Below are 12,796 nucleotides of genomic sequence, written 5' to 3' on the forward strand. Positions count from 1 at the left end.
TCGCTAGCGGATGACCCAACCAATTGTCAATTCATGACCGGGCGAAGGGTCCTGCCCTTCTCCGTCTGCAAACAATTTAGACTGTCGCTATGGCCGAGAAGGCCCCCCGTCTGCCACCACTGATTCCGGGGGCTGGGCATGCTGCGCTCGTGAATGATGCCGGGGAGAAACTCAAAGCACCGGATCATGCCAATCCGGTACTATTCCGCCTGGGCCAGGCCAAATGTCTCAAAGCCGTAAAGGAACATCTTCAGCAAGTCAGCATCCGCGTCTTTCGTAAGTCGATACTCACCCATTCATCAGCCCACGCGCCTTGGCCATGTCTTGGGCCTGGGCGAATATCTCATCAACGGTCCGCGTACTTACGCCGCTGTCATGGGACGCGGCTAGTTTTTCGCGGAGTTGGCCCATTGTCAGTTCCTGTTCGCGGCGATCGCGGTCACGCCTCACGAGGTGGCGGACATAATCGCTGACGCTGACGTAGTCTCCTTGTTGAATTTGGGCCTCAATCCAGTCCTTCATCGGGTCTGGGTCATGGTTGGCATGGGCACCTCCTATCATCGCCAAGGCTACCCGAAATAAGCAAAAATCATAAAGTTTCTTATGAAGGTTTCAGCTTCGCCCCCTGTCCGCCCGACGATGCTACCCATGACACCTCTCCCTTGTCACTGGAACGGATTCGCATGTTGGAATCGAGGCGTCAACGGGGATTAATGCGGAGGCCGATTGTCCCGCATTCTGTCCCGCATTTTCGCTTGCGGGAGTAAATCACTCATAAGTGCTTGGAAAGTTTGGCGTCCCCAACGAGATTCGAACTCGTGTTACCGCCGTGAAAGGGCGATGTCCTAGGCCTCTAGACGATGGGGACGTACCGGAGGGACCGACTAGATAGCCTTGCTCGCGCTTAAAAGCAACGGCTTTTTGGCATGCAAATTCATAAATTTGCCGAAGGAGGAGTCGTCCGTTTTCGATGAAGCGCCGGAGTGCCGGCCGATCATCGGCGGAAGGGGCTTTTTGGGGCCTTCCTAGCCCATCAGCGGGGCGGCATCCTCGATGAAAAGCTGGACATTGGTGTTGCCCTGCCAATTGTCGATACGCAGGGTGCCGGCCAGATGAAGCGGTGTGCCGTCGTTGGCCAGCAGGGCATGGCCCAGGTCCGAATCGGCGGCGCGGAAGGCGATGGCCTTCAGGCGTCCGCCGCCGCGCCCCGTCACCTGGCAGGCAACATGCCCCATGCCGACGACGCGGGGCGCCACCACGCGGGCGCCGATGATGGCGAAACGGGGCTCGGCATTGCCGGACCCGAAGGGGCCCAGGCGCCGCAGGGTCTCGACCAGATCTAGCGTGGCGCCGCCGGCGTCCAGGGCACCGTCCAGCGGCAGCACAGGACGGATCGGCCCACTCATTTGCGCGGTCAGCCGCTCGGCCAGGAAGCGGCGCAAATCCTCAAGCCGGTCGCGGGCGACGGAAAAACCCGCCGCCATGGCATGCCCGCCCCCCTTCAGCAGAAGCCCGGCCTGGCGCGCCGCGATGATCGCCGAGCCGAGATCGAGCCCGGGCACCGAACGGCCCGACCCCTTGCCCTCCGCCCCATCCATGGCGATCACGCAGGCCGGCCGGTTATACCGTTCCTTCAGGCGACCGGCGATGATGCCGATCACCCCGGGATGCCACCCCTCGCCGTAAGCCACGACCAGCGGCCCCTCCGGCACCGAGCTTTCCACCTGCTCGATGGCGGCCAGCAGCACCTGGGCCTCGATCTCCTGGCGGTCCTTGTTATAGGAATCCAGGGATTGGGCCAGACGGGTGGCGTCGGCCGGATCGTCCGAGGTCAGCAGGCGCACGCCGAGGTCGGCCTGCCCCACCCGGCCGCCGGCATTGACCCGCGGCCCCAGGATATAGCCGACGTGATAGGCGTCGAGCCGCTCCCCCACCCCGGCGACGTCGGCCAGGGCGGCGATGCCGGGATTGGTTCGCCGGCTCATCACTTTCAGCCCCTGCGCGGCCAGGGCCCGGTTGACGCCGACCAGCGGCACCACATCGCAGATGGTGCCCAGGGCGACGATGTCCAGCCATTGCATGAGATCCGGCGGCCGGCGGCCGTTCTCGAACCAGCCAGTCTCACGCAACGTCTTGTGCACGGCGACGGCCAGCAGGAAGGCGACCCCAACGGCGGCCAGATGGCCGTGCGGACTGTCCTCGTCCAGGCGATTGGGATTGACCACGGCGAAGGCCCTGGGCATGGATGCCTCGGCCTCGTGATGATCGATGACGATGACGTCGAGGCCGGCCTCGCCCGCCTTGTCCAGGGCTTCAAAGGCGGTGATACCGCAATCGACGGTGGCCACCACCCGCACCCCCTCGGCCCGCATGGCCAAGAGGGCCGGGGCGTTGGGGCCATAGCCTTCGGTCATGCGATCGGGAATATGGACCCTGACCCCGGCTCCGACGGCGCTGAAAAACCGCGACAGCAGCGCCGACGAGGTCGCCCCGTCGACGTCGTAGTCACCGAAAATACCGATGGTCTCGCCGCCTCGCACCGCCTCGGCCAACCGGTCGGCGGCCTTGCGCATGTCGAGCAGATGAAAGGGATCGGGCAGCAGTTCGCGCAGCGTCGGATTGAGGAAGGAGGACGCCTGGTCCAGATCGATATGGCGGGCCGCCAGCACCCGCCCCACCACCTCGGGCAGATCGAGGCGCTGGCACATGGCCAGGGCCTGTCGCTCATCGACGGCCGAGACCTGCCAGCGCCGGCCGGTCAACGACCGTTCGACGCCGAGAAAAGCCTCACCGATCGTCACAACCTCGTCTTTTCCACCCGCCATGCTCCAAAAGGCTTCCTTCGCGTCCGCCAAAGCTCAAATGCCTATTCGCCAAAGACCTCGCCGAAATGGTCCAGTCGATGACGGGCCTCGATGCTGCGCAGGGTACCGGATTTGGCGCGGATGACGATGGAATGGGTGGTGGCGCCCCCCCGGAAACGATTGATGCCCCGCAACAAGGTGCCGTCGGTGATGCCCGTGGCGGCGAACATGATGTCGCCCTTCGCCATGTCCTCAAGCGCGTATTTTTTCGACGGATCGGTAATGCCGCGCCGACGGGCGCGGGCCCGCTCATCCTCGCTGCGCAACACCAGCCGCCCCTGCATCTGGCCGCCGACGCAGGCCAGCGCCGCGGCGGCCAACACCCCTTCGTGGGCCCCTCCGATACCCATATACATATCGACATTGCTGAGCGGTTGGGCGGTGGCGATGACGCCGGAGACGTCGCCGTCGGTGATCAGCATCACCCGGGCGCCGGCTTCCCTGATCTTGGCGATCAGGTCCTCGTGACGTGGCCGGTCGAGGATACAGATCAGGAGATCGGAAACGTCGAGCCCCCTGGCCTTGGCCAGGTTCCTCAGATTGACGACGGGGCTTTCATCCAGATCCACCACGCCCGGCGGCAGGTTCGGTCCGACGGCGATCTTTTCCATATAGACCGCCGGAGGACTGAGGAAGCTGCCCTTGGCGGCCAGCGCCACCACAGCCAGGGCGTTCTGGCCGCCCTTGGCGCAGATGGTCGCCCCTTCCAGGGGATCGAGCGCGATGTCGATGGGCGGACCGCTACGGTCGGACCCCACCTTCTCGCCGATATAGAGCATGTCGGTCTCGTCGGCCTCGCCCTCGCCGATGACGATGGTGCCATCGATCTGCAAAACGTTGAGCGCCGCCCGCATGGCCTTCATCGCCGCCTCGTCGGCCGAGCGCTCGTCGCCGCGCCCCACCTCCCGCGACGCGGCCAGAGCCGCGGCCTCGGTTACGCGCACCGCCTCAAGGGCAAGATTGCGATCGATGACGGCGACGCTCGATGCATCCGACATGAAGACGTCCCCCTACCCTGTCAAAAAGCCTCGATACGGATCAGATGAGGCGGCTCGACCACCGCCTCGATCGCCGCGATACGCTCGATGGCCCGCATCATGGCGCGCTCCAGCGTATCATGGACGGTCAGCACCACGGGCACCGTTTCGCCCGGAGCGCGGCCCCGCTGGATGATCGCCTCCATCGAAACCTCCTCGTCCCGGAGCGCGGCCGCGATATCGGCGAACACGCCCGGCCGGTCGAGAACGGTGAGACGAATATAGAAGGCGCCACGATGGTCCTCTATCGCCGCCGCCTTGAGAGGGGCCAGCAACTTGGCCGGCAGTCCGAAGGTCGGCGTGCGGCGCCCGGCGGCGATATCGAGGATATCGGAGACCACGGCGGAAGCCGTCGGAGTGGCCCCGGCCCCGCGTCCTTCGAACAGGGTGCGTCCGACGAAATCGCCCTCGGCCACCACGGCGTTGAACACCCCTTCGACACAGCCGATGGAAGACCGGATCGGCACCATGCAGGGATGAACCCGCTGCTCGATACCGCCGTCCGTCCGCCGGGCGATGCCCAGAAGCTTGATGCGATAGCCCAGTTCCTCGGCGGCACGGATATCGAAGGCCGAGACGTGACGAATGCCCTCGACATGCACCTTGGAGAAATCCACCACGGTGCCAAAGGCCAGGCTGGTCAGGATGGCCAGCTTGTGCGCCGTATCGATGCCATCGATGTCGAAGCTGGGATCGGCCTCCGCATAGCCCAGGGACTGGGCCTCGGCCAAAACGTCGCCGAACTCGCGGCCGGTCTCGCGCATGGTGGTGAGGATGTAATTGCAGGTCCCGTTCAGGATGCCGTAGACCTGCGACAGACGGTTGGCCGCCAGCCCCTCGCGCAGGGCCTTGATCACCGGTATGCCGCCGGCCACCGCCGCCTCGAAGCCGAAAGTGGCGTCCGACTGCTCGGCCAGTTCGGCCAAGGCGCGGCCATGGTGGGCGACCATCGCCTTGTTGGCGGTCACCACATTCTTCCCGCGCTGCAACGCGGCGGTCACCACGTCGAGGGCGATGCCGTTGGCGCCGCCGATCAGTTCCACCAGGACGTCGTAATCGGCGTCCCGGGCCATGACCCGCGCGTCACTGAAGAAGGGCACGCCATCGAGAGGCAGATTGGCGGGCTTGGCCAAGGCGGCACAGGCGACCAGGCGCAACCGGCGGCCCGTGCGGGCGGCCAGAAGATCGGCATGCTGACGCAACAGCGTCACCGTTCCACCGCCGACCGTGCCAAGGCCGGCGATCGCTATTTTCAAATCGTCCATCACGCACCGACCGCCTTCCGTTTTTCCGCATCCGCCAGGATCTTGTCCTGGGAACCGAGGAATTGCTTGATATTACGAACCGCCTGCCGGGTCCGGTGACGGTTCTCCACCAGGGCGATACGCACATGGCCATCGCCGTGCTCGCCGAAACCGATGCCGGGGGCCACCGCGACCTTGGCCTCGTGCAGCAGAAGCTTCGAGAATTCCAGCGACCCCAGATGGGCGAAGGCCGGCGGAATGGGAGCCCAGGCGAACATGGTGGCCGGCGGGCTGGGAACGGCCCAGCCGGCCGCATCCAACCCTTCGATCAGCACATCGCGCCGATCCTTGTAGAGCTTGCGGATCTCCTCGACACAGTCCTGCGGCCCGTTCAGCGCCGCGCTCGCTGCCACCTGGATCGGCGTGAAGGCACCGTAATCGAGATAGGATTTGATCCGCGACAAGGCATGGATCAGCGTCTTGTTGCCGGCGGCGAAACCGATACGCCAGCCGGGCATGTTGTAGGTCTTGGACATCGAGGTGAACTCGATGGCGACATCCTTGGCGCCCGGGATCTCCAGAATCGAGGGCGGCGGGGCGATGTCGAAATAGATCTCGGCATAGGCCAGGTCCGACAGGATATAGATGCCGTGGAAGCGGCAGAAGTCGACCACCTGGCCGTAGAAATCCAGATCGGCGATCAAGGCCGTCGGATTGGACGGATAATTGAGCACCAGGGCGACCGGCTTCGGCACCGAATGCTTGACCGCCCTTTTCAAGGCCGTCAGAAAATCGGCGTCGGGCTGCACCGGCACATGGCGGACGGAACCGCCGGCGATGATGAAGCCGTAAGGGTGGATCGGATAGCTGGGATTGGGCACCAGCAGAATGTCGCCGGGGCTGGTGATGGCGGAGGCCAGATTGGCCAACCCCTCCTTCGAGCCCAGGGTGACGATGCATTCGCTCTCCGGATCGAGATCGACGTTGAAGCGCCGCTCGTAATAACCGGCCAGGGCCTTGCGCAGGCCCGGAATGCCGCGCGACATCGAATAGCGGTGCGCCCGGGGATTGCGGGCGGCTTCCACCAGCTTGTCGACGATGTGCTGGGGCGTCGGCTGATCGGGATTACCCATGCCGAGATCGATGATGTCCTCGGCGGCGGCGCGGGCGCGCGCCTTCATCGCGTTCACTTCGGCGAAGACGTAGGGGGGAAGCCGCTTCAGTCGGTAAAATTCGCTTTCCATGGTCGCACACACCTATGGCAACGGGTGGGTGGGAAGAGACATTACGCTCCGTCGACGATCGTCAACCCGCCACGCGTTCCAGCTTTAAGGGGACGGAACATCACGACCGCTCGACGACGGGTGGAGCGGTGTCATGTGGTGATCTTTAGCCCGACGAGACTCAATAGTCGATATAGATCTCGGTCGATTCGCCATTCGAAGCCGACGCGGCTCCGGTGGACGGGACAGCCCCCGCATAGATCTTGCGGGCGGGAATGCCCAGCTTGATCAACTCGCGGGCGATGGCGGCGGCCCGGCCGCCGGCCAGTTGCCGGTTGGCGAGAAGGTTCGCCTTGGCGTCGATGTCCAGCCGGGGGCTGGCCGAACGCCCGAGAACGCGAATGGAACCGCCCTTTTCCCGATAGAGCGCCACCACGTCCCGAAGATGCGCGATCTCGGCCGCCGACAATTCCGCCGTGCCTTCGCCGAACCGCACGGCCGCCACCTGGAAGGATGCGGCGCTGCGCGTCCCGTCGAAGGCGTCGAGCGGACGTGCCCCGCCATTGTCGTGGGACAGGGTGCGGCGGTATTCGGCCGGCGATAACAGCACGGTGGCCGGAGCGGCCTCGGCGGCGGGCGCCAGCGGCTTGGCGGCGGGCGCGGTCAAGGCCGAGGGAGAGGAAGTGGTTCCCGAGGAAAACTCGGCGAGACGACGGCGATAGACCTCGTCCACCGAGGCGGGAGCCGGTTCCGCCACCGGCGACGGCGCCGTTACGGCGGCGGGAGCCGCGACCTTGGCCTCGGATACCGGAGCCGTCGAAGCGGGAGCCGGCGCGACAACGGCCGTGGCCGTGGCCGAAGAGGCCTGCTCGACCGCCGCCGGGGCGGGAGCGGGAGCCGCAGATGCGGTCTGTGCCGGAGCCGAAGCGGCAACGGTGGAGGGGGGAAGCTTGGGCGGCGGCGGAGGCGGCGTATCGTCGACGACGACGTCCGGCTTGGCCGGCACCACCGCGGCGGCGGACGCCGCCTCCGGCTGTGCCACGGCGCTCTGCTCCCGCATCGAAGCGACGGTGGGAGCCGGGGCCGTGGCGGAGGTGGCCGGTGCCGTGACGGCTGGCGCGGCGGAGACTGGCGCAGTCTCCGCCGCCGGAGCCTGGGTCACCGACGGCTTGACGAACACCGGAGAGGTCACCGGTGAAACGGCGGGTGTCTGCGCGGAGACGTCGTCCTTCGGAGCGACGGCCGACTCGATCCCCAGGGGCCGGGTCGGGTTCCCCTCGCGGCGCAGGACGTCCTGGGTGTATTTGGCGTTCGAATGGTCCGCGGCCAATCCCTTGGTGAGGTCGGAGCGTTCCTTGGTCGTCGCGACGTCCGGACGCTTGTCGTTCCGAATCTTCGGGAAACCGCTGTCGTCCGGGGGATTTTCCTTGGCGGAGGTTGATTGGTCGGAGCTTCCGAACCAGTCGAGAGGGTTGAGAGCGCTGCCCACCGATGAACAGCCGGCCAGGAGGATCGTCGAGAGCAAAACGCTGCTAGCGGCCAGATTGGGCCCCCGGAAAACCTGGCGTCGTTCCTTTTTGACCTCACACATAGTCTAACGGATGCTCCCAGCGTTTCAAAATTGTTCTAATGGCGACTTTCTTCAGCAAACGGACATTTAACAATTCCTGGATTGAAAGTATATAGTAGTAACGAGGAAATGTGCCGAAACGCGGCTGTCCGCCTCGTGCCAAGATCTGCCATCTCGCTACCGAACCGAAGATTCAAACCCGAGCCGGCAAGAGGCTCTCACGGTGAATAAGGTAACGGCGACATGAACGAACAAAACAAGATCGAAAACAATCCCATCGATACCGCCGAACTGTCGAAGGCCATGACCAACATCGCCGAACGAAGCCAGCGCATCGTCAGCGATTTCCTGGCCCGCCAGGCCGGAGGTGGAGCATTCGCCGGATTTGGCGACCCCCTGCACATCGGCGACGCCTTCCTGGAAATGACGGGTAAGCTGATGGCCGACCCGGCCAAGCTGGTCGAAGCGCAGATCGGCCTTTGGCAGGACTATCTGCATCTTTGGCAGGTGACGACGCGGCGCATGCTGGGCGAAAGCGCCGAGCCGGTGGCCGAGCCGGACAAGGGCGACCGCCGCTTCAAGGACGATATGTGGCAGGATAACGAAGTCTTCGACTTCATCAAGCAATCCTACCTTCTGACGGCACGCTGGGTGCAGGGCGTGGTCCACAATGTCGAGGGACTGGACGACCATACCGCGAAGAAGGTGGACTTCTACACGCGCCAGTTCGTCGACGCCCTGGCGCCGTCGAATTTCGTGGCGACCAATCCCGAGGTGTTGCGCAGCACCATCGAAAGCGGTGGCGAAAACCTGCTGAAGGGATTGAACCATCTTCTGGAGGATCTGGAGCGCGGAAAGGGCAAGCTGTCCATCCGCATGACCGATCTCGATGCCTTCAAGATCGGCGAAAACATCGCCACTACGCCGGGCAAGGTGGTTTATCAGAATGACCTGATCCAGCTCGTGCAATACAACCCGACGACCGAGACGGTGGCCAAGGCGCCATTGATGATCATTCCGCCGTGGATCAATAAATATTACATCCTCGACTTGCGGCCGAAGAACTCGTTCATCCGCTTCGCCGTCGAGCAGGGGCACACGGTCTTCGTTCTTTCCTGGGTCAACCCCGGTCCCGAACTGGCCGCGAAATCCTTCGAGGATTACATGGTCGAAGGCCCCCTGGCGGCGCTTGAGCAGATCGAAAAGGCCACCGGGGAACGCCGCGTCAACGTCATCGGCTATTGCCTGGGCGGCACCCTCCTCGCCTCGACCCTGGCCTATATGACGGCCCACGGCGACGACCGGGTGATATCGGCCACCTATTTCACCACCATGACCGACTTCGCCGAGGCCGGCGAGCTTTCGGTCTTTATCGACGAGGCGCAACTCCAGTTCCTCGAAGAAAAGATGCGGGAGAAAGGCTATCTCGACGGCGCCGAGATGGCGAACACCTTCAACATGCTGCGCGCCAACGATCTGATCTGGTCGTTCGTGGTGAACAACTATCTGCTGGGCAAGGAGCCCTTCCCCTTCGATCTGCTTTACTGGAATTCCGATTCGACGCGCATGCCGGCCACCATGCACAGCTTCTATCTCAGGAAGATGTACCAGGAAAATCTTCTCGTCGTGCCGGGCGGCATCACCTTGAAGGGCACGCCGATCGACCTTCGGACCATCAAGGTGCCGAGCTATCTGATTTCGACCCGCGAAGACCATATCGCGCCGTGGAAGAGCACCTATGCCGCCACGCAGCTCTATTCCGGACCGATCCGGTTCGTCCTTTCGGCCTCGGGCCACATCGCCGGCATCGTCAATCCGCCGGAGGCGCACAAATACTGCTACTGGACCAACAGCCGCAAACCGAAGGACCCCGAGGCCTGGCTGGGCAAAGCCGAACAGTTCGACGGCTCCTGGTGGCCTGATTGGCAAAAATGGATCTCGAAATTCGCCGGCGGCGAGGTTCCGGCGCGCACGCCGGGCGATGGCGGATTGAAAGCCATCGAGGACGCTCCGGGATCCTACGTCAAGGCCAAGCTCTCTTAAATTGCGGCACACCGGCACGGAAGGCCGGCGCCACGGAAAACGTCAAAACTTCAGTGGCACCGGCCTCCGTGCCGGTGTCGTCGTCTTTCCGCCGCCCCTTCCGTCCCTACACCCGTTGCGATTCGACGATGTAGTTCCAGGCCAGTTCGGCGTAATGGGTGGCCGAGGCCGCGAAATTGGCCACTTCCGCCTCCGTCAGGGGGCGCAGGAGCCTGGCCGGGCTGCCGGCCCACAACTCGCCTTTCCTCACGATCTTTCCGGGCGTGACGAGCGCGCCGGCGGCAACCATGGCGCCGCTTTCGACGACGGCGCCATCCATGACGGTCGCCCCCATGCCGACGAAGCTGTCATCCTCCAGCGTGCAGCCATGCAGGATGGCGGCATGTCCGACGGTCACGTTCGAACCGATGGTGCAGGCGAACCGCTCCCGCGTCACATGGACGATCGTGCCGTCCTGAATGTTGGTGCGCTCCCCCACGCGGATGTGATGCACGTCCCCCCGCAACACGCAGCCATACCAGATGCTGCTTTGGGCACTGACGACCACGTCACCGGTGATCACCGCGTTCTGCGCGATGAAGGCGTCGGGAGCGATGGAGGGGCGGACGCCCTTGTAGGGAAGAATCAAGGCCGGCAAGGGTTTCTCCGTCTTTAAAGGTTTGCGGCCCCGGCCTCAGCCGAGGGCGTTGTGGATGAGATAATGGGCGATGTCGAGCGGTTTGATCTTGATCGCCTTCGGATCGAAGCCGTCGAGCGCCTTCTTCACCAGAATATGGTTCTCGACATGTTCGAGCTTCACCTTGAAAACGCCGGTCTGGCCTTTCAGCTTGGGATAAAGCGCGGGATCGACCATCTTTTCCTTGCGCGCCACCCGCTCGATCAGCATCTCCTCCGAGGCCTCGGCGGCCTCGTCCTTGGCGACCAGGCTCCAGTCGGCGAGGCCGCAGAACCCCGCCTTGATCAACTGCTGGGCCTCCTCCGCGGTGGCGGCAAGACCCAGCTTGAAAAGATTTTTCCCCAACCCGACGTCAGCCCCCCACTTTCCGAGAGTGACGCTGCGTGCGACATAGACGATGCTCAAAACTGCCTCCGGTGCGTAACGCTCCGATCCCCCGGATGGCATAGCATAGGCGACCCCCAACGGTCCATGTCGGGCGGTGCCGCCAAATTAAATTGCATTCTAATGCGTTTTCCCTATCGCCATATTCGATAAAACCGATTAGGGTTTTCGACATGCGGATATTGACACCCCATCTGCGGCACACTTTTTCAGCCGCTCTGGTCGCTGCCAGCGTCCTCCTCGCTGCCGGGACTGCCCACGCCGAAAGCCTCAACTGCGTTCAGTTCGTGCAACAGAATACGTCTCTCGGCCTGCACGGCGACGCCTATCGTTGGTGGGATGCCGCCAATGGCCAGTATGGCCGCGGCAACCAGCCGAAAAGCGGCGCCGTCATCGTCTTTTCGAAAACCGGTATCCTTCCTCATGGTCACGTCGCCGTGGTTCGCCATCAGGCCGATAAACGGACCATCATCGTCGACCATGCCAACTGGTCGCCGATCAATGGGCGTCGGGGACAGGTCGAAAAGGCCGTGAAGATCATCGACGTGTCGAAGCACAATGACTGGAGCCGCGTCCGCGTGTGGTACGAACCGACCGCAGAGATCGGCCAGACGGTCTATCCGGTAAAGGGCTTCGTCTATCCCGCGCGCGCCCATCCACACGGACGCTGAGGCCGTGGCCAAGCACGGCGGATGCGTGTGCTAAGGCCAGTGCCTGAAAAGCAAGCCGGAGCGTGATGCCGACTTAAGGCATCACGATCTTGTTCGCTGAGGATTCCGGCGGCATTTTTCCATGCCCTCCTCCCGGAAACAGCGACGTTCAGTCGCAAGCCCCTGCTCATGGGAAACAAACGGCTTCGTCGGGGTCGTCATGTTCGGGATCACCCAAGCCGATATTGCCCGATCAAATATAACATAAATTTTACGTTTAAATAAAAAATTTGACCGCCATTCGTGTGGATATTATATTTTTTATATAGAATTAATGTTATTTCATAATTTTAACTTTAGAAATAAGTAGTTAGTGGCCCATCCCTCGTACGCTGAGGCCTGCTTCAGCATCCGACCACAAGCGTCAAGACTCGCCGATCGCCTCGTCTCCGCATGGAAAGGTAGCGAGATGGTACCGTCAACCACGCCCCCGGCCACTTTTTTGCATTCCTCTTTCCGGGAAACAGGGGCGAGTCATGTCGGATTTCCAGGATTTCCTCGCTAATCTGTATGCACGACACAGTCACGCCTTTCGCCGTTTGGTATCAAGCCGGCTTTTAGTGGAGGCCGACGCTGAAGACGTCGTGCAAGACGCCTTTGTTCGGATCCTGGCAATGGACTGCAACATCCCCATCGCCTCCCCTGTGGGATTGTTGGCGCGCATTGTGTCCAATATAGTAACCGACCGCTATCGTGCGGATAAGGTACGCGGTCGCCACGTAGAATACGACTGCGAATGGGAAACGGTGGCGACGAAAGACGCCAATCCTGAAGAAAACACCGAGGCATATCAACTTTGCCGTCTGCTGCAACAGACAATCGAGAATCTTCCCCATCGCTGCCGCGAGGTCTTTGTTCTGCATCGATTTGACGGCCTCAGCCACGAAGAGATTGCGAAGCGGCTGGGCGTGTCCAGAAATATGGTGGAGAAGCATATCATCAGGGCGCTCGTGGATTTGCGCAAATGCTACGATGCCTTTGACCAAGTCGTTGACAAATGAAGCTTCTCTCGCGCTTGATCGAACGCCTGAACATCGTGGTCCAA

General features: G+C 62.8%; 11 protein-coding genes and 1 tRNA gene. 3 read left to right on the forward strand and 9 right to left on the reverse strand.

All coding sequences use genetic code 11. The features are described from left to right. Positions 1-288 precede the first annotated feature (288 nt). The 7 genes from CWS72_RS18675 to CWS72_RS18705 all read right to left on the reverse strand — a co-directional run bounded on the left by CWS72_RS18675 (position 289) and on the right by CWS72_RS18705 (position 7,959). On the reverse strand, positions 289-522 hold the full coding sequence (locus CWS72_RS18675) for a type II toxin-antitoxin system ParD family antitoxin (protein ID WP_241911804.1): 234 nt from the start codon (positions 520-522) through the stop codon (positions 289-291). 270 nt (positions 523-792) lie between these two features. Then, positions 793-868: transfer RNA gene (locus tag CWS72_RS18680), tRNA-Glu, on the reverse strand. A gap of 157 nt (positions 869-1,025) precedes the next feature. Then, on the reverse strand, positions 1,026-2,825 hold the full coding sequence (gene recJ / locus CWS72_RS18685; RefSeq protein WP_101252174.1) for a single-stranded-DNA-specific exonuclease RecJ: 1,800 nt from the start codon (positions 2,823-2,825) through the stop codon (positions 1,026-1,028). A 41-nt stretch (positions 2,826-2,866) separates the two neighbouring features. Further along, the gene (gene glpX, locus CWS72_RS18690; RefSeq protein ID WP_199175790.1) at positions 2,867-3,862 is read right to left on the reverse strand and encodes a class II fructose-bisphosphatase; all 996 of its coding nucleotides are present in this window, start codon (positions 3,860-3,862) and stop codon (positions 2,867-2,869) included. Between the two features lie 20 nt (positions 3,863-3,882). After that, entirely contained in the window at positions 3,883-5,166 is a 1,284-nt protein-coding gene (locus CWS72_RS18695; RefSeq protein WP_101252176.1) for a homoserine dehydrogenase, read from the reverse strand. Continuing rightward, complete coding sequence (locus tag CWS72_RS18700) at positions 5,166-6,389, reverse strand: LL-diaminopimelate aminotransferase (RefSeq protein ID WP_101252148.1); 1,224 nt, start codon at positions 6,387-6,389, stop codon at positions 5,166-5,168. The genes CWS72_RS18695 and CWS72_RS18700 overlap by 1 nt, the downstream gene beginning before the upstream one ends. 160 nt (positions 6,390-6,549) lie before the next feature. Beyond that, positions 6,550-7,959, reverse strand: a complete 1,410-nt coding sequence (locus tag CWS72_RS18705; protein WP_101252149.1) for an OmpA family protein — start codon at positions 7,957-7,959, stop codon at positions 6,550-6,552. Positions 7,960-8,181: 222 nt separating this feature from the next. Between CWS72_RS18705 and CWS72_RS18710 the strand changes: the two genes are divergently transcribed. Continuing rightward, positions 8,182-9,981 carry a PHA/PHB synthase family protein gene (locus tag CWS72_RS18710; protein WP_101252150.1) on the forward strand — a complete coding sequence of 600 codons (1,800 nt, stop codon included), beginning with the start codon at positions 8,182-8,184 and terminating at the stop codon, positions 9,979-9,981. 106 nt (positions 9,982-10,087) lie between these two features. Here CWS72_RS18710 and CWS72_RS18715 read toward each other — a convergent pair whose 3' ends face one another. Both CWS72_RS18715 and CWS72_RS18720 read right to left on the reverse strand, forming a co-directional pair. Continuing rightward, positions 10,088-10,618 carry a gamma carbonic anhydrase family protein gene (locus CWS72_RS18715; RefSeq protein ID WP_101252151.1) on the reverse strand — a complete coding sequence of 177 codons (531 nt, stop codon included), beginning with the start codon at positions 10,616-10,618 and terminating at the stop codon, positions 10,088-10,090. A 36-nt stretch (positions 10,619-10,654) separates the two neighbouring features. Continuing rightward, positions 10,655-11,062, reverse strand: a complete 408-nt coding sequence (locus tag CWS72_RS18720; protein WP_101252152.1) for a hypothetical protein — start codon at positions 11,060-11,062, stop codon at positions 10,655-10,657. A 152-nt stretch (positions 11,063-11,214) separates the two neighbouring features. Here CWS72_RS18720 and CWS72_RS18725 point away from each other — a divergent pair, with 152 nt between their 5' ends. Beyond that, positions 11,215-11,712 (forward strand): CHAP domain-containing protein, encoded by a 498-nt coding sequence (locus CWS72_RS18725; protein ID WP_101252153.1) that lies wholly within the window; start codon positions 11,215-11,217, stop codon positions 11,710-11,712. 515 nt (positions 11,713-12,227) lie between these two features. Beyond that, entirely contained in the window at positions 12,228-12,752 is a 525-nt protein-coding gene (locus CWS72_RS18730) for an RNA polymerase sigma factor (RefSeq protein WP_101252154.1), read from the forward strand. Positions 12,753-12,796: the final 44 nt, after the last annotated feature.

The sequence above is a fragment of the Telmatospirillum siberiense genome (genome assembly GCF_002845745.1).
Taxonomy (GTDB): domain Bacteria; phylum Pseudomonadota; class Alphaproteobacteria; order Rhodospirillales; family Magnetospirillaceae; genus Telmatospirillum; species Telmatospirillum siberiense.